18 protein-coding genes are annotated in these 17,243 nt (G+C 66.2%); all 18 read left to right on the top strand.

Annotation, left to right across the window (positions count from 1 at the left end):
* The first annotated feature begins 5 nt into the window (after positions 1 to 5).
* The 18 genes from JVX90_RS13775 (at position 6) to JVX90_RS13690 (ending at position 17,243) form a co-directional block, all read left to right on the top strand.
* The gene (locus JVX90_RS13775; protein WP_205329306.1) at positions 6 to 1,400 is read left to right on the top strand and encodes a phage portal protein; all 1,395 of its coding nucleotides are present in this window, start codon (positions 6 to 8) and stop codon (positions 1,398 to 1,400) included.
* Positions 1,397 to 2,923, top strand: a complete 1,527-nt coding sequence (locus JVX90_RS13770; protein WP_205329305.1) for a hypothetical protein — start codon at positions 1,397 to 1,399, stop codon at positions 2,921 to 2,923. Before JVX90_RS13775 ends, JVX90_RS13770 begins: the two co-directional genes overlap by 4 nt.
* Before the next feature lie 355 nt (positions 2,924 to 3,278).
* On the top strand, positions 3,279 to 3,860 hold the full coding sequence (locus JVX90_RS13765) for a hypothetical protein (RefSeq protein ID WP_205329304.1): 582 nt from the start codon (positions 3,279 to 3,281) through the stop codon (positions 3,858 to 3,860).
* A gap of 12 nt (positions 3,861 to 3,872) precedes the next feature.
* Positions 3,873 to 4,247 carry a capsid cement protein gene (locus JVX90_RS13760; protein ID WP_205329303.1) on the top strand — a complete coding sequence of 125 codons (375 nt, stop codon included), beginning with the start codon at positions 3,873 to 3,875 and terminating at the stop codon, positions 4,245 to 4,247.
* Positions 4,248 to 4,261: 14 nt separating this feature from the next.
* Entirely contained in the window at positions 4,262 to 5,170 is a 909-nt protein-coding gene (locus JVX90_RS13755; RefSeq protein WP_205329302.1) for a major capsid protein, read from the top strand.
* A complete protein-coding gene (locus tag JVX90_RS13750) occupies positions 5,170 to 5,436 on the top strand; it encodes a hypothetical protein (RefSeq protein WP_205329301.1) in 267 nt (88 codons plus the stop codon). The genes JVX90_RS13755 and JVX90_RS13750 overlap by 1 nt, the downstream gene beginning before the upstream one ends.
* On the top strand, positions 5,429 to 5,812 hold the full coding sequence (locus JVX90_RS13745) for a Gp19/Gp15/Gp42 family protein (RefSeq protein ID WP_205329300.1): 384 nt from the start codon (positions 5,429 to 5,431) through the stop codon (positions 5,810 to 5,812). The genes JVX90_RS13750 and JVX90_RS13745 overlap by 8 nt, the downstream gene beginning before the upstream one ends.
* Positions 5,812 to 6,135: a hypothetical protein gene (locus tag JVX90_RS13740; RefSeq protein WP_205329299.1), complete on the top strand. Its 324-nt coding sequence runs from the start codon at positions 5,812 to 5,814 to the stop codon at positions 6,133 to 6,135. The genes JVX90_RS13745 and JVX90_RS13740 overlap by 1 nt, the downstream gene beginning before the upstream one ends.
* A complete protein-coding gene (locus JVX90_RS13735; RefSeq protein WP_205329298.1) occupies positions 6,135 to 6,455 on the top strand; it encodes a hypothetical protein in 321 nt (106 codons plus the stop codon). The genes JVX90_RS13740 and JVX90_RS13735 overlap by 1 nt, the downstream gene beginning before the upstream one ends.
* On the top strand, positions 6,452 to 6,838 hold the full coding sequence (locus tag JVX90_RS13730; protein WP_205329297.1) for a DUF3168 domain-containing protein: 387 nt from the start codon (positions 6,452 to 6,454) through the stop codon (positions 6,836 to 6,838). The genes JVX90_RS13735 and JVX90_RS13730 overlap by 4 nt, the downstream gene beginning before the upstream one ends.
* Before the next feature lie 82 nt (positions 6,839 to 6,920).
* On the top strand, positions 6,921 to 7,598 hold the full coding sequence (locus tag JVX90_RS13725) for a hypothetical protein (RefSeq protein ID WP_205329296.1): 678 nt from the start codon (positions 6,921 to 6,923) through the stop codon (positions 7,596 to 7,598).
* Positions 7,599 to 7,698: 100 nt separating this feature from the next.
* Positions 7,699 to 7,899: a hypothetical protein gene (locus tag JVX90_RS13720; protein ID WP_205329295.1), complete on the top strand. Its 201-nt coding sequence runs from the start codon at positions 7,699 to 7,701 to the stop codon at positions 7,897 to 7,899.
* A 21-nt stretch (positions 7,900 to 7,920) separates the two neighbouring features.
* Positions 7,921 to 8,238: a hypothetical protein gene (locus JVX90_RS13715; protein ID WP_008380816.1), complete on the top strand. Its 318-nt coding sequence runs from the start codon at positions 7,921 to 7,923 to the stop codon at positions 8,236 to 8,238.
* 137 nt (positions 8,239 to 8,375) lie between these two features.
* The gene (locus JVX90_RS13710; protein ID WP_205329294.1) at positions 8,376 to 8,723 is read left to right on the top strand and encodes a hypothetical protein; all 348 of its coding nucleotides are present in this window, start codon (positions 8,376 to 8,378) and stop codon (positions 8,721 to 8,723) included.
* Between the two features lie 19 nt (positions 8,724 to 8,742).
* Positions 8,743 to 14,115 carry a hypothetical protein gene (locus JVX90_RS13705; protein ID WP_205329293.1) on the top strand — a complete coding sequence of 1,791 codons (5,373 nt, stop codon included), beginning with the start codon at positions 8,743 to 8,745 and terminating at the stop codon, positions 14,113 to 14,115.
* Positions 14,108 to 15,013, top strand: coding sequence for a hypothetical protein (locus tag JVX90_RS13700; RefSeq protein WP_205329292.1), 906 nt, complete (start codon positions 14,108 to 14,110; stop codon positions 15,011 to 15,013). Before JVX90_RS13705 ends, JVX90_RS13700 begins: the two co-directional genes overlap by 8 nt.
* Positions 15,013 to 16,170, top strand: coding sequence for a hypothetical protein (locus JVX90_RS13695; protein WP_205329291.1), 1,158 nt, complete (start codon positions 15,013 to 15,015; stop codon positions 16,168 to 16,170). Before JVX90_RS13700 ends, JVX90_RS13695 begins: the two co-directional genes overlap by 1 nt.
* Complete coding sequence (locus tag JVX90_RS13690) at positions 16,170 to 17,243, top strand: hypothetical protein (protein WP_205329290.1); 1,074 nt, start codon at positions 16,170 to 16,172, stop codon at positions 17,241 to 17,243. The genes JVX90_RS13695 and JVX90_RS13690 overlap by 1 nt, the downstream gene beginning before the upstream one ends.

Here is a 17,243-nt window from a genome sequence, read left to right as displayed (position 1 = left end):
TCTGTGTGAACAAGCTGCAGGCGATCGACGCAGCTCGCAACCTTCTGCAGGTCCGCGAGGAGGAACGTAAGCGGCTCGACCCGCTGGCGGACGCGATGAAGCCGTGGACCACCGAGAACGCGGCGTCGAAGGTGTTTGCGTCGACGAAGACGACGTCGGCGGAGACCGTTAAGGCGATCGCGGCGCGGTCGCAGCGCAACTTCCTGCCGCTGGTCCTGGACGTGTTCTCGCAGGGCATGAAGGTCGACAACTACCTGGCGTCCGCGACGAAGGACGCGTCACCGGCGTGGGTGTGGTGGCAGAAGAACGGCTTCGACGCCCGGCAAACAGGCGTGCACCGTGCGGCGCTGCACTACGGCACGAGCTATGTGGTGGTGCTGCCGTCGATGGCGCCCGCTGGCGCGCCGAAGGCCGAGGGCGCGTTCATGCGCGGTACGTCGCCGCGGGAGATGACGACGCTGTACGGCGAGCCGATGGAGTGGACGCCTGGCGGTGGCCCGGTCGATTCGGATTGGCCGATCATGGCGTTGGAGGTGAAGGGCAACCAGATCCGCGTCTATGACGAGGAGCAGGTGCACTTCATCGGTGCGAAGCGCGCCCCGAACGTGTCCGGCATGGGTTGGAAGGACCCGGCGCTGCAGTCGGCCGACAACTTCGACTACATCGAGGGCCGCGCTCACGGTGTGGGTGTGTGTCCGGTCGTGCGGTTCCGTGACCGGATGCTCCTCGATGGTGAGGAGCAGTTCGGGATCATCGAGCCGATTCTCGGTATCCAGTCGAACATCGACCAGACCGTGTACGAGGGGAACACTGCTCAGTACTGGGAGGCGTTCAAGCAGCGGTACGTGATGGGGTGGATGCCGGCCGATGAGCGTGAGGCGTTCCGGCAGGCTGTCGGTGAGACGTGGTTCTTCAAGGACCAGGACGTCAAGGTCGGGCAGTTCGACGCGACGGACATCAAGCCGTTCCATGAGTCGAAGGCGGGTGCGATCCGCGACCTCGCGGCGACCGCACAGATCCCTGCCCACGCTCTCGGGTTGGACGGCATCAGCAACATCTCCGAGGCGACACTCGCCGCGTTGGAGACGGGCAAGGAACGCAAGTCCAGCGAGATCGAGACGTCGTTCGGCGAATCCTGGGAACAGGTGCTGCGAACGTGCGCGTTCATTGCCGGCGACATGGTGTCGGCGCAGGACTTCGCGTCCGAGGTCCTCTGGCGCGACCAGTCGGCGCGGAGCTTCGCGCAGACCGTCGACGGGCTGGGGAAGCTCGCGACGATGCTCGGCGTGCCGACGGAGGCCCTGTGGGAGGACATCCCCGGGTGGACACGGCAGAAGGCTGATCGTGCGCGCGGGATGCTCAACGGCGGCCCGGGTCTTGAGTTGCCGCCGACGTCGTGAAGCCGACCGAGTATCGGCGCCGTCGTGATCTGATCTGGCGGCGCGTTCGCCAGCAGATGCGGTCGATCCTCCTGTTCGACGGTGTCCCGGTGACGCCCGAGCAGCGTGAGGATGCGGCGCAGAAGATCCTGTTCCCGGTCCGCCGAGCGCGGGACGAGTCAGCACAGCTGGCGACGGCGTTCTACAACGACGAGGCCGTCCGCGCTGGCCGTCAGCCCTCGCGGCCGCGCCGGGCACCGTTCTACCCGCCTGGCGCGATCGAGTCCGTTCTCGAGCGGGCGACGTCTCCGAAGATCCGGATCGATGGCCTCGACGTAGTCCCCGCCACGCCGACGCAGACGGCGAGGGTCGAGGGCCTGGAGGTTGCGCCGACCCGCGGCGTTGTCATCGAGGGTCTCGACGATCTCGGTGTCGAGCTCGAGCACGCTCGAGTGGAGATCGACGAGTCGAATCGACGTGACCCGGCGGTGGTGGAAAAGGTCAACCAGCGGGTGGACCGGGCGATCATCCGGCACATCGAGCAGGCAGCCCGCGACACGGTCAAGGCCGCTGTCGAGGCTGAGGAGGAGCGGTCCGGCGACCCGATCGGATGGGCGCGAGTCTTGACTGGTGCTGAGTCGTGCGGGTTCTGCGCGATGCTCGCTTCGCGTGGTCCGATCTACAAGACCGAGGAGACGGCGCAGCGCCGAGGAAAGAACCAGGAAGAGGACAAGTACCACGATGGCTGCGACTGCCTGATCGTCCCCGTCTTCGATATCGACGACGATTGGGTCGGCAAGGACGCGTGGGAAAACCTCGAACAGCTGTGGATCGAATCGGACGGTCGCAAGGACTTCGAGAAACGATTCCGCCAGATCCGCGATGACGGTGACGTCGATCAGTACATCGGCGCGATTGATCCGACTTCGTCCGGAGGCGACCCACCCGACAACGGAGCAGATACTGCGGTTACGTTCGCCGATGATCCCGACGACGCCGAAGGCATCGAACAGGAATTCGCAGGATGGGCCCAAGAACGAACCGCTGATGAGATCGAAGCGGTCACACGCTGGCAAGGGACTGACCGCTTCTATCAACGAGTCCAACAGCCGACCGCAGACGATGCGGAAGCTCGCTCCGTGCGAGATGAGATGGAAGATCTCGTCTACTCCCACGAACTCGCGCAGGATCGCGAGCTGTGGCGTGGGATCCGTTCGTGTGAAGCGACGTTCGGCATGCAGTCGTCGGATCTGGAAAGCCTCATCGGACGAGAGTTCACCCCAAACCAGTTCACCGCAGCGACGTCCGCCCGAGAGGTTGCAGAGAGGGAGTTCTCACAGCCGTCACTACGCGGAGGAAACGCGATGATTCGGGTACGCGCGAGGAAGGGGACACCAGCGGCTTACCTCGCCCCGATCGGTGATCCGAAGCTGGCCTACCAGCGCGAAGTCTTGTTCCCGCCGGGGATCTCGATGCGTATAGTCGGAGTTGATCGATCAAGTACGTTGCCGGTGATAGTCGTCGACCTGTGGAGGAGCGTCTAATGAGCCGATTCACGGACGATCTTGTCCTGGTGGCACCAGGTTCGTACATGCCAGCGACGTCACGCGGGCTTCTCCGGCACCTTGGGGTACTCGACTCGGATTGGACACAGCAAGAATCTGCAGTCGCGCGGTTCGTCGCAGCGCGACGCGCTGAACTAGATCCATCGCTCATCGCCAGTCTTCGATCGAGCGGTTTTGCCGCGGTGATCGACCGCGTAGCGTAACAACTTCCACCTTGATAGCCCCGTAGCCCCTGGTTGCGGGGCTTTTTCATACCCACCACATTCCCGCCCCGGCCTCGACGAGGTTCGGGGATCTCGTGCTGCACACGAATCACACCCCAGGAGGGCAACCCATGAGTGCACCGATCACCGACCCTGCCGCGACACCGTCGCCGGAGGGGGCTGAGCCGCCCGCAGACCAGGCGCCGCACACCACGGAGACGTCGGGAGCGTCCGCGGTGGCCGAACCGGAGACGTCGCGATCGCTCGACGATGCGTCGCCGGAGGTCCTGCGCGCCGAGGTCGCGAAGCTCCGCAAGGAGTCCGCGAACTGGCGCACCAAGTACCAGGACGCGAAGCCGCTCGCCGAAGCGCAGCGGCAGGCGCAGGAGGCCGACAAGACCGACCTGCAGCGACAGACCGAACGTGCCGAGGCACTCGAGCGTGAACTCGCCGACCTGCGCGCGCAGAACGAGCTCGCGGCGGTCGCTGCTGAGTACGGCATTGCGCCTGACGATTACGACTTCCTCGGGTCCGGCACCCGAGAGGAACTGGAAGCCCGGGCGAAGCGGCTTGCCGCACGCTCGGCTTCTGCGCGGCCCCCGACCGATCGGCCGGTGGAGTCGTTGAAGCCCGGAGCTTCACCTGAGTCGCCCGCACCCGCGGACGACTCCTACCCGGCAGCGTGGCGACCCAACCACCTGCCCAACCAGTAAGGAGATCTCCTCATGGCAAATGAGGCCATTCCCCTGTACCGCCCGGGTGCCGACGTCTCCGCGACGCCGACCGCTGCGGTCAAGGGCAAGACGTTCGTCAACGTGTCCGGCGCGATGGCGGGCCAGCTCGTCAAGGTCGCACCTGCGGCAGCCGGGGCACTCGCATTCGGCGTCGCAGCATTCGACGCACCGAAGGACGGAACCGTCGCGGTGATCCGTGGCGCCAAGACGATCCTGCCCGTCACCGCAGGCAGCACGCTCGCTGCTGGCGACGAGGTCGAGGTCGGCGCTGGCGGCAAGGCCGCCAAGCTCGCCTCCGGTACGGCCGTCGGCCGTGCACTCGACGCTGGCACCGCTGACGCCGACGTGTTCATCGAACTGTACTGAGAAGGAGGACAGACATGAGCAACGCAATCCAGTACCCGCTCGCGGCTCCCACGCTGACTGGCAACGACATCACTGTCGACCTGATGCTCAAGGAGCCGACCCGCATCACGCGGTACCTGTCGGACTTGACGCTCAAGGGCTACTTCGCCGACCGGATCTTCGCCAACGGCGGGGGCACCTCCGGCGGCGCGGTCGTCTACGACCAGCTGACCAAGAACGACCTGTTCGTCAAGGGTGACCGCGACGTTCAGCAGGTCGCTCCCGGCGCGGAGTTCCCGATCGTCGACTTCGAGCGGCAGGAGCCGCGCGTCGCGCAGGTCGAGAAGTTCGGCGGCAAGTTCTTCGTCACCGACGAGGCACGCGACCGCAACGACAACAACCAGATCCAGGTCGGCACCCAGCGCCTGGCGAACACCATCCAGCGCAAGATTCACGCTCGAGCGCTCGGCGTCCTCGACGCGGAGATGACTGCCTTGGGTGCTGCCGCGCAGACCATGACCGGTCACAACTGGGGTGCGGTCGTCACCTCGGGTGCCGGTCAGACGTCGGCGCAGGGCTGGCCGGCGGCCGATCTCGCGGCGGCTCAGCTGATCGCCGACAAGGCTGAGCTGGGCGTGCAGTTCTCGCTGTGGATCGTGAACCCGAACCAGAAGTCGGCGTTCCAGACGGTGTACGGCAACCAGTGGAAGGACGTTCTCGCTAACTGGAACGTCGACATGGTGGCGTCGAACCAGGTGCCCGCGGGTACTGCGTGGGTCGTCGCGGAGCGTCAGGTCGGTGAGCAGCGTCTGGAGAAGCCGCTGTCGACGGAGACCTGGCGTGAGCAGGAGACCGAGCGCACCTGGGTCCAGTCCAGCGTCCGCCCGGTGTACGTCGTGACGAACCCGTTCTCGGTCGTCAAGGTCACCGGTCTGGCGGGCTGATGAAGCGCCGCGTAGTCGTCACGCTCGCGTCGTACGTGGATGTCGAGGGGCATCCACGTACGGCCGAGAGTGGAGATGAGATCGATGTCCATGACGAGTACGTCGCGTCGTTTGACGCTGCGCAGGCAGTCGCAGTGGGTGATCGTGTCGTCGAGTCTCTCGTGGATCCGGAGCCTGAGCCGGAACCTGAGCCTGAGCCCGAGCCGGAACCTGAGCCGGAGCCGGAGCCGAAGCCGCGGCGCACGCGGGCGAAGGCCAATGGCTGACTTCGCCACAACCACCGACCTCGTCGATCGGTGGCGCCCGATGGACACGACCGAGCTCAGCCGGGCAGCAGTGCTGCTCGGTGACGCGTCGGAGATGCTCGCGAACCGCTACCCGGCGCTCGCCGCCGCCGGTGCGGGCGCGGCACGCATGGTCGTGTGCGCGATGGTCCGTCGGGCGATGTCGGTCGACGACGACGAGGCCGGCGTGGCATCGACGACAGCGTCGGAGACCGCACTCGGGTTCTCGCACTCGACGACCCGACAGGTCGCCAACCCCGACGGCGCCCTGTACATCTCCTCTGCCGACACGCAGAAGATCGAAGATGCCCTCGGGCTCAACCGCGGTGCGATCTCGATGACGATGCTGGGAGCCTGATGAAGTTCCGGCACGGCTCGACCGTCGAGGTCTGGCGAGGTGCCCGCAACCGGGACGGCGACCGCTCCCTGGCCCTGGCGGCCAGTATCGAGCATGTCGGCGTCCAGTGGGGATCGTCGACAGAGACCTCGGACCGTGGACCCCGCAGCGTGACGACGGCGACGTTGATCTTCGATCACACGCCCGACATCGGTGCGGACGACACGATCATCATTCGAGGAATCCCGGGGAAGTGGAACGCGGTCGGCCGGGTGCTGCCTGTCGAATCCCCATTCACCGGGTGGCGTCCTGGCTCGACACTCTCGATCGAGGAGGTCGACTGATGGTAGGAAACTGGACGGCCCCAGGTGGCCGCTACACCAGTGACCGTTCCGGAATGGCTCGGCTGCTGGCGTCGAACGGTCTCCGCTACTTCGCCCAGCAGTCGGCGGATACCGCGGCGATCATGATCGCTGCGCGCCTCCCTCGTCAGACTGGTGAACTCGTCGGGTCGGTGACGGCCCGTACCGTTCGCGGTCGCGATGGCCGGTGGATCGGAGAGGCTGAGGCTGACGCGCCGCACGCCGCCGCTGTCGAGTTCGGTAACCGAGCATCCAAGGCACGTCACGTTCTCCGCGACGTCGCACGTGAGCTGAGCTCATGACGGCGGCTGTCGGGTTCCCGGATGCCGAGCAGGTCGCCGAGAACCTCCTGACGGATCTCGGGTACGCGTGCAAGTGGATTCCGAAGGACTTCGAGCAGCGTTTGCCGGTCCTACTCGTCACCCGCATCGGTGGCACCGACGATGGCGTGACTGACCGCGCGGAGGTGCAGGTCGACGTCTGGCACGTCGACCGACCCCAGGCGTGGGAGCTCGCGTCGAAGGTCCGTGACCGCATCAACGCTCTCGCATCTGGTGGCGACGTCGCCGGAGTCTGGGTCGATCACGCCCGTGTCCTGGTGGCCGGGCAGCAGATCCCGACAGAGAACCCGGACGACCGTCGTGTCGTCCAGACGGTCCGCATCGACATGCGGCCGCCGATCTAAGCGCCAGGCGCGCAACTCCCTATCACCTCGCACCCCGCTGTCCGGCGTGGGTGCGTTCACTCAACCCTTGAGGAGGGCCGTCATGGCCGATCTCGATCAGCTGGCGAAGGACAACGCCGGCAACATCATGAAGTTCACCCGCGCGGTCCTGTTCTTCGGACCAGCCGACGCGGAGATCCCGGAGAAGATGACCGAGGCAGGTGTAGCAGGCGGTCCGCCGATCCTGTCGACGCTGCCGACTGGCTACATCCCTGCGGGCCTGATCAAGAAGGACGGCGGCTTCGAGTTCGGCGCCGACCGCGACATCTCCGAGACTGAATCGCTGGGCTACGCGTCGCCGACGCGACGCGACGTCCAGAAGGAAGACGTCACGATCAACTACGCCCTGCAGGAGTTCAAGCGGTCTTCGCTCGAGAAGTACTTCGGACTGGACCTGTCGGGTGTCGTCATCGACGCGGACACCGGTGAGGTGACGTTCACGCGTCCGATCACCCCGGGTCTGATCGACTTCCGCGCGTTCATCATCGCTCGCGACCGCAGCGGTCCGCAGGCCACGTATTTCGGTCGGTTCTATCCGAAGGCGCAGATCACCGAGGTCGACTCCTCGTCGTTCTCGGCTGAGGACGAGTTCGCGTTCCCGATGACGATGACCGGCCAGCCTGACCCGGCCGTCGGCTACAGCGAGGCGTTCTTCATCGGCGGACCGGGCTTCAAGGCCCGCGGTACCGCCGGCCACGGCTTCGGCCCGGCGACCCCGTAGGTCGCCCCTTTGATCGTGGTCCGCGCGGCGTCACCGTCTCCGAGCGCCGCGCGGGCCACATTCCACCCGAAATCGGAGACACCGTCCCCTGGAGGACATCATGGCTGACCTTCCCGTCACCCTCACCCACCCGAAGACCAAGGAGCAGTGGGTCTGCGAGACGCCGACCGCGCTGCACACCGCGCTCTCGCGCGGCTTCGTCGCACCCAAGGACGTGCCGAAGCAGGCACCCACACCGGCATCCGAGCCGACGGCTCCCGCCGCGGCTGCGAAGCCGGACACCAAGCCCACCACCAAGTAACAACCGATCGGAGACACCATCATGGCCAAGAAGCTCGCAGGCTGGGACGCACGCGTACGAGAGGCGGAGCGTGAGCCCGTCGAATTCGACCTCCCGGATGGCACGACCGTCCGCGTGGAGCAGATCAGCGGCGGACAGGCGCGTCGGCTCAAGCGCACCGACGACGAAGACGAACAGCTGGAGATCCTGTTCGGCGCGAAGAAGGCCGAGAAGATTCTCGACGCCTACGAGGATGTGCCGGCGTCTGTGCTGTCGTCGCTCCTGCAGGACATCTTCGATCACTTCAACGGTGACAAGGGAAAAGCGCGGAAGCTCTCGGCCGTGCCATCCGACGACTGATCGAGACAGTCGAGCTCGTCGACGAGTTCGGTGACGAACTCGAGTACGACCTCCACCACGAGCTCAACGGGCTGGACCTCCTCGACTTCTTTCGAGGAGTCCACCCGTGGGCCAAACTTCACCGCCTCGCGTGGCAGTTGCCGTGGCACTCGAAGTTCAAGAAGGCTCTCGACTCCGACGAGGAACTCGCAGCGGAGTGGGCGGAGAAGTTCACGCTCAAGGACTTCGACGCGGCGGCCGGATCGGCACCGAAACCAGCTCTGGCGGATTGGGATCCGTGGCGTGATCTCGCCGCGGACATCACCGATCGTCTCGGCGAGGTTATTGTCGCGACGCTGTTGCCTCACGCGAAGAAGAACAAACGGCCGTCGGTGAAACCGGCGCCACGTCCGAAGACGGCACGACAGGCCGCGCTCGACGCACGCAAACGCGTCCTCGAGCAGGAAGAAGCCGACGACATCATCGCTCAGATGATGGGCGAATAACCGAACAGCAGGGGGATCAGTGGCGACCTTTACCGCAGCCAGCGCAAAGATTCAGCTGGTCCCGTCCCTCGCGGGCTTCCACAAGAAGGCGTCGACGGACCTGCGGAAGATGAAGCTGACGGCTTCGGTTGATCTCGTCCCGGACGTTGCGGCGTTCAAGTCGCGGGTAGAGGCCGTCAAGGTGACGGTTCCGGTGAAGCTGTCGGTGTCGGCGGCCCAGTTCCGTGAGCAGGTCAAGAACCTCAACGTCACTGTTCCGACGAAGCTGCAGGTCGATGCGGCTCACTTCCGGGCGCAGGTCGAGCATCTGCGGGTCACGATCCCGACGTCCCTCGATGTGGACACAGCCGCCGTCCATGCGGCGTTGGCTGCACTGCCGTCGGGGACGATCCACACGAGCCTGCAGGTAGACGGGTCGAGTGCATCGCTTCACGCGGTGCATGCCCAGATGCAGGCGTGGCTCAACGGCAATCCGCTTGTCGTCCGGATCCGCACAGATAACTCGACGCTCCAGCAGCTCATCGGTCATCTCAACCAGCTGAACAACGCGTCGAACAACGCGTCGAACTCGGCAAACCGGGCGACGTCGTCTTTTGGCCGGATCGGTTCCGCTGCAGGCAAGGTTGGGCTCGTCACGGCGGCGGTCGCTGGGATCGGTGGCGCAGCAGGTTTGGCTGGTGGCGCGGTCGGTGGTCTCGCGATCGGTCTGGCCGGTCTGGCCGCTGCGGGTCTACCTGCGATTGGCGCGATCACGGTCGGACTTCGTGGGATCGGCGAGGCGTTCAAGGCGTTCGGCAAGGACGCTGGTGGCGCGGGTGCGGCTGCGGTCGACAACTCGTCGGCCATCGCGTCGGCCGAGCACAGTGTGCAGACGGCGCTGCGTGGGTCGAAGCAGGCCCAGGAGGATCTGACTCGCGCCCGAAAGGATGCGCGCCGCGAGATCGACGACATGAACATGTCGTTGCGTCAGTCCGCGCTCGACGAGCGTGAGGCGGCGATCGCTGTCGCCGACGCCCGCGACGAACTCGCCAAGACCAAGAACGACTCGAAGGCCACCAAGCGTGACCGCGAGAAGGCCCAACTGTCGCTCGACCAGGCGGTCCTGCGTCAGGAGGAAGCTGCCAAGCGCGGTAAGCGGCTGGCGGCCGACACGGCTGAGGCGAACAAGAAGGGCGTTGAAGGGTCGGACCAGGTCGTCAAGGCCAAGCAGGCCATCGCCGATGCCGACTACCAGGTCGTCGAGGCTCAGCGTGCTCTCGCGGATGCAATGAAGTCGACGGCGTCGGCGGCTGGTGGGAAGGACCCGGTCGCGGAGGCGCTGGCGAAGTTGTCGCCGAATGCGCGTGCGTTCGTGGAGACGGTCCACGGCATGAGTGACGCGTGGAACGAGGTCAAGCACGCCACGCAGGACGCCCTGTTCGAGGGTGCTGCCGAGTCGATCCAGGGCCTGGCGACCACCTATCTCCCTGTCCTCAAGACTGGTCTGACGGGGATCGCGACCGAGATGAACGGTGTCGCGCACGGCATGGCTGGGCTGCTGCAGCAGCCTGCGAATGTCGACAAGGTCGGCCTCGCATTCTCCGCGACAGCTGGCGTCATCGCTGGCGCGAAGTCGGGGATTCTCGACATGACGCAGGGCGTCCTCGATCTCGGTGCTGCTGCGGCGCCGGTCGCGAAGCAGCTCGGCGAGGGCTTCGGCGCGATCTTCGGCGAGATCGGGCAGGCGTTCACCGAACTGTCCAACAGCGGCGCGATGACGCAACTGTTCCAGTCGTTCGGCGTGCTCCTCGAGTCCGGGATCGGGCCGCTGCTCGGCGACGTCGTCCGGACCCTGACGACGCTCGCGAACGCCGTGATGCCTGCGCTGACTCCGCTGCTGTCGACTCTGGGCAACACCCTTGTGATGATCGCGCCGCAGCTGGGTCAGCTGGGTGCTGCTTTCGCGCAGGCGCTTACGCCGATTCTCCCTGTGCTCGGGCAGGTGATCTCGGCGTTGGCGACGGCGCTGATCCCGATCCTCCCGCCGCTGTCGCAGGGTGTTCAGACCATCGGACGGGTGATCGCGCAGATCCTCCCGATCGCCGGTCCCGTGTTCGCGAAGTTGGCCGAACTCGCGGCGTCCCTGCTTGCGGCTGTCGCGCCGCTCCTTCCGCCGCTGTTCGAGTTGGCGTCGGCGATCCTGACGCCACTGATCGGGATCGTCCAGGCCGTCGTCGACGCGACGGCCCCGCTGATCGCGCAACTCGCCGAGGCACTGCGCCCAGTGATCGAGGCCCTGACGCCGATCCTGGCCGAGGTCGGTCAGATCCTCGGCGACGCCCTTGTCCAGGCGATACAGATGATGACACCGCTGATCACGCCCATGGTCGATGCGTTCATGCAGCTGGTAGACGCGTTGCTTCCGATCCTGCCGCCGCTGCTGAAAATCGCGGTCGATCTGCTGCCGATGTTCATGATGAACACGCAGATCATGCTGCCGATCATCACCGAGCTGATTCGCCTGATGACGTGGTGGATCAGCAACGTGATCATGCCGCTGGTGATGCCGGCACTCGAGAAGCTGTCGGAGTGGACGGGGAAGCTCTCCGACCACTTCTCGAAAATGGGCGAGCGGATGCAGCTCGCGATAGCGATGATCAAGGACGCTGCGCGGGACGCGAAAGACTGGATCGTCGAAAAGTTCACTGCCGTCGTCGATTTCGTCCGTGGCCTGCCTCAGAAGGTCCGCGACGCGGCGTCCGGACTGTGGGACGGCATCAAGGACGGTTTCAAGTCCGCTGTGAACTGGGTCGTCCGAAAGTGGAACGACCTGAGCTTCAAGCTCCCCGAAATCACCATCCCGAACCCGCTGCCAGGCGACAACGATTTCAAGATCGGCGGGCAGTCGCTGGACACACCCGACATCCCGTACCTGGCGTCGGGTGGCCCGGTTCGGGGTGCCGGTGGCCCGACGGACGACAAGATCGACGCGAAGCTGTCCAACGGCGAGTTCGTGATGAAGACCGCGGCCGTCCGCAAGTACGGCGTGGACTTCATGAACCAGGTCAACGCCGGTCTGTTCAAGCCGCAGGTCAACGCCGGTCTGTTCAAGCCGCAGGTCGCCGCAGCGTTCGCCACTGGCGGTGCCGTCGGTACGCCGACGTCGGCACCGGCTGCGCCGTCGGGTGATCCGTTCGCGCAGATGGTCGCACTGCTGTCGACGATCGCCGGGAACACCGGGCAGCAGGCTACGGCGACCGGTGGTCCTGGTGCCGCGGCTCCGGCCGCCGGTGGTGGTGTGACGGGGGCAGGTGCCGGAGTGGCTGGCGCAGCTGTCGGGGCACTCGGCGAGACCGTCGTGTCGGCGACCGCGCTGATCGGCCCGGCGCTTCTCGGTGTCGAGTCCCAGCTGACCTCGCTTGCTCTGACAGCGACGACGCAACTCGGCACGATCGCTGGTCCGGCGATGACGGCTCTCGGGTCGACGATCTCGGCAGTACAGATGGGGACGATCACGCCGTCGCTCGCCGCGGTCAACGCGTCGCTGGCGCAGACTGGGTCGGCGTTCGTGTCGTCGGTAAATGGCGTAATCAACCCGCAGTGGTCGGCGGCCGGAGCCAACATCCGGGCTGTCCAGGCAGGTCCGATGAACACTGCGTTCACCGAGACACGCAACGCTCTGTGGAACACCGCGAACTCGTTCGGTCCGGCGGCGAACACCATTGCGACGCAGTGGTCGCAGGTCCGCGAGGGCACAGCCGCGCCGGTCCGGTTCACGATCACGCAGGTCTTCAACGACGGCCTGGTCGGCATGTGGAACTCGGTCAGTGAGCTGATCGGCACGAAGACGATGGCGACGTACCCGCTTCGGTTCGCGACCGGTGGCGCCGTCCGCGGCCCGGGTGGTCCGACGTCGGACAAGATCCCCGCGATGCTGTCGAACAAGGAGTTCGTCGCACCGGTGAAAATGGTCGAGGACATCGGCGGCGGCAACTGGTCCCGCGGCGCAGGGATGCTCGAATCTGCACGACGTCAGTCGCTGTCGGGGAAGAAGACTCCCGGCGGCCCCGAGGGCCTGCTGTCGTACTACGCCAAGGGCGGCGTCGCGATGGGCACCCCGGCGTGGAATGCGCTCAAGCGTGGCCACGACTTCGCCCGCAAGTGGTCCGGCACCCCGTACGAGTGGGGCGGTAGCTTCGCCACTCACCACGGCACGGACTGCTCGGGCTACATGTCGTCGATCGCCGACGTCATCCTCGGCGGCTCCGGAATGATGCGCAAGTGGGCGACGATGTCGTTCCCCGGCGATCAGCAGGGCGCATGGGTGCCCGGTCTTGGCGCTGGCTTCTCGGTCGGCATTTCCGATCCGCACACCGCAGGCACGCTCGGTGGTGTTCCGGGTCTGCCGAACGTCAACGTCGAGTCCGGTGGCGGTACCGGTGGCGGCGCGACCTACGGTGGCCCGGCGACCGGTGCCGACGATCCGCAGTTCAATCGACGGTTCCACATGGCGATCGTCGACGGGTCGTTTGTTCCGGGCAACGGCAAGTACATCGACCCGGGTGCGATGGTCGCCGACGCGATGAAGCCGCACATCAGTCGCGTGAACGCGTCCTTGGCGGCGTTCAAGGGTGCGGGCACGATCGGCACCCTGCCGCCGAAGACGTGGGACACGATGCGAGGCGCGGCGCAGAAGACGATCGACAAGAAGGTCGAGGAGCTCCTGGCGTCGGGCGGCATGGGGCCGCTCGGATCGGGCAGCGAGTTCTACGCCAAGGAGATCATCGCCGCGGCGAAGCTGCGGAACATGGGGCCGATGGGCGCCGCAATCGGTGTCGCGACGTCGATCGTCGAGACCGGGTTGAAGATGTACGCCAACCACGCGGTGCCGGAGAGCCTCAAGTACCCGCACGATGCGGTTGGTTCAGACCACGATTCGGTTGGTCTCTTCCAGCAGCGTCAGGCCGGGTGGGGGACGCTCCAGCAGCGCATGAACCCGCGCGCATCTGCCGGACTGTTCTTCGACGCGTTGTCGCAGATCGACTGGCGGTCGATGGATCCCGGCGCAGCAGCGCAGGCAGTGCAAAGGTCCGCATATCCGGATCGTTACGGCAACGCGATGCCGCAAGCCCGTGGCTTGGTCGCCAAGCTCGGCTACGACCAGGGCGGCTGGATGGAGCCTGGCATGAGCGCGCACTACAACGGTTTCCGCAAGCCGGAAGCAGTCCTGACGCCGTCGGAGTCAGAAGCGTTCGTCGGCATCGCGCAGCGGTGGATCGAGGACGAGCGTGCCGGGTCGACGTACGTCGGCCAGCACGTGCAGAACCAGTGGCTCATCGATCCAGATGCCCAGCAGGCGACGGCCCGCAGGTCCGTTCGTCGCGCTATCCGCCAGGAGGTGGCTCTTGTCTGACAGTGGTGTCCGGCTCGACTGGACCGGCCCCGACGGGTCGACGTGGGACTGGCTCGACGGCACTGCCGGCGTCATCCTCGGCGAAGGCATCGACGGGATCCTGTTCCCGGACTTCGAGCAGCTGACGACGCCGACTCCGGCAGGGCGCCGCTACAACGGCACCCGGTGGAAGCCCGCGACGGTGGAGGCGACTCTGCAGGTGTGCGATACCCGCGCATCTGCGGAGGTCGCCGCTTTGGGCGGCCAGTACCGTAGCGGTGCTGCATGGCGGACGTTGGATCGTCGCGTCCGGGCCAGTGTGTCGCCGACAGCGGCGGGCAGGCTCACCTGCACTGCTGATGGGCAGTCGCGTTGGCTGGACCTGCGTCTGGAGTCGATCGGCCACAAGCTCAAGAAGATGCCCGACATTCGCGGACTCGCAGAGTACGACATCGAGCTTGTCGACGATGAACCGTTCTGGAAGGGGCAGCCGATCCCGATCGACTTCCCGTACCAGGAGGTCGCAACGACCGATTACTACGGTGGGTCGGGGCCACCGCTGATGATCTCGGCCGGCAACAACTCGTCGTCGGGCGTGGAGATCGCCAACCCTGGCGATGTCGACTCGTGGCTCACGTGGGAGATCACAGGCCCGGTGCAGGCGACGATCGGTACGCCTGGTGCGACAACGGCAGTTCCGTTCCTCGGCGACGGCGAGCGGCTGACGATCATCACGAACCCGATCCGCCGCGACGTGCTCGACGAGTCGGGGGCGCGGGCGTGGCACAAGCTCGACAACCGTCGCTTCGAGCCTGTCCCTGCTGGTGACCAGGTGCCGCTCGTGGTCGAGATGGCTTCGGCTGGTCCGGGATCGAACGTGCGAGTCACCCTCGAGCCGATGTTCTTGGGGGCGTACTGATGCTGCCGATCCTGTCGCTGGCCGACCGTGACAACCGGCTCATCGGGGAACTGCCGTACACCGAGCTCGACGTGGTGTGGACGTGGAACCAGGTCGGTACCGGCAGTGTGATCGTCCCAGAGCTGCATCCGCTGTTCGGGGCGATCGCAGCCCTGACCGACGAGGTCGTTCTCGCGCGCGTCGATCACCGGCGCCCGTGGACTGGCCGAGTGACCGAACTCGACCTGCAGTTGGACCGGAACCGCGGGTCGTGGCAGATGGAGCTGACGCTCGTCGACGACTGGATCTGGCTCAAGGCGCTGTTGGCGCGGCAGAACCCGCTCGGCACACTCAACCAGCAGGGCTATGCCGAGTTCGACACCCGCACCGGCCCAGCCGAGACCGTCATCAAGGCGATCCTCGCCGACATCGTCGTCCGCGCCGGCGTCCCCATCGTCATCGCTCCGGCACCGGACCCGGACCCTTCGCCGGTCGTCACGATCAAGGCCCGCATGGACACCGTCGCTGAACTCATTGAGGACGCCCTCGCCGCCGCGAACCTCGGTTTGACGGTGACGACGCTCGGCCCGGGTGACGAGCCGCCGCCGGCGCTCGCCGACTCCGGCGTCGCGCCAGGCACGGTCATTGTCGATGCGGTCCCGATGCGCGTCCAGCCGTGGCTGCTGTGGGACGAAGCCGAACTCGTCAAAGGCAACCTGACGTTCACTGCGCCGACCGCGCACACGGCGACGATCGGCGGCACCGGCGACGGCGTGAACAAGCAGTACACGCAGCTGCGCAACGATGACCTCGCGGCGAGCCTCGGCAAGTACGGGCTCCCCGAGATCTACGTCGACGCCGGCACCGCAGACATCGCCGCGAAAGGCGCGGCGAAGCTCGCCGAAGTCCGCGGAGGCATCACAGCGAACTTCACCGTCGAGGACGCGATGCCGTGGTCAGCGTGGGACGACTACCAACTCGGCGACCTCGCAGGCGGGCAGGTCGCTGGGATCGACTGGCGGTCACCGATCAGCCAGATCAAGCTCGCTGCCAGCGACAACGGGGAAGTCGGGTACACGCCGAAGATCGGCGCGCCCACCCCACCACCCGAGGCCGTCGTGGTCCAGGCGGTGCGAAGGCTCGCGGCGAATGTCGCCGCAGAACGAAGGAGACGCTGATGGTGATGTCCACTGCCGGGTTCCAAGGCCCGGTCAGCGAGTCGCAGGAGGCCGGACGGTTCCTCCGGATCGCGCCGCCCGCACTCGTCGACAGCCCGAACGACCTCCGAGTCACCACCGCCGCAGGCACCCGCACTGTGTCTGTCGCCGCCGGTACCGCGCAGGTGTGCGGCGTGACCGTGAAGTCTGATGCGGCGATGTCACTGACGTTCGCCGCCAACAGCGGTGGCACGCGACTCGACGTCGTCGTGCTGCGCGTGGTGTGGGCGGGTGCGTCGTCGACAGTGTCAATCGTGGTCAAGCAGGGAACATCCGGGTCAAGCACCCTCCCGACGCTCACTCGCTCGGCAGGGGCGACGTACGAGATGCCGCTGGCTGTCGTGTCGGTCGGCACGTCGGTGTCGACGATCACCAGCCCGAACATCTTCAACGTCGCGACCTACGGTGGCCTCGGCGGCCGAATGCGCATCAGTCAGGAGTCGTACTGTGCGATCGCCGACGGCGCGGTCGGGGCGGAGATGGCAATCGAGGGCACCACGCGCACGTACCGCCGCAATTCGGATGGGTCGTGGACGCTCGTCACCGACGTCAACAGTCCGTGGAAGTACTTCGACCCGATCATCCGGTACAAGGGCGACGGCAACGTCCAGGCTGGAACGGCGAGCCTCGGCACCGGTGGTGTGAGGCGTGGCCGGTTCAAGGTCGTCGACCAGTTCCTGATCGGTGAGATCGAGGTTCGCACCGGGTCGGCGGGGTGGAACTTCGGTGCCGGTGACCTGACGATCGACATGCCACCCGGCTATGGCCCGGACACGAACTTCGCCGACCGGTGGCTCGAAGGCCACCTGTACACCACCGACGAGTCGCTGATGGACTGGCCGATTCAAGCGCTGGTGAAGGGCGGCGAGACGACCGCACTCATGTACAGCCCGACGTCGGGCGCGGACTGCCGCATGAAGCCGATGCGCGCCACCGACTCCACGAACGGCACCGGCAAGGGCATCCCGCTCATCGGAAGCGCTCGCTCCAACCCGAAGGTCATCGTCCTGTCGCTGCTGTACTCGGTGGTCTGA

This window comes from Gordonia sp. PDNC005 (assembly GCF_016919385.1).
Lineage (GTDB): Bacteria > Actinomycetota > Actinomycetes > Mycobacteriales > Mycobacteriaceae > Gordonia.
This window is presented reverse-complemented; position numbering and strand designations above follow the sequence as displayed.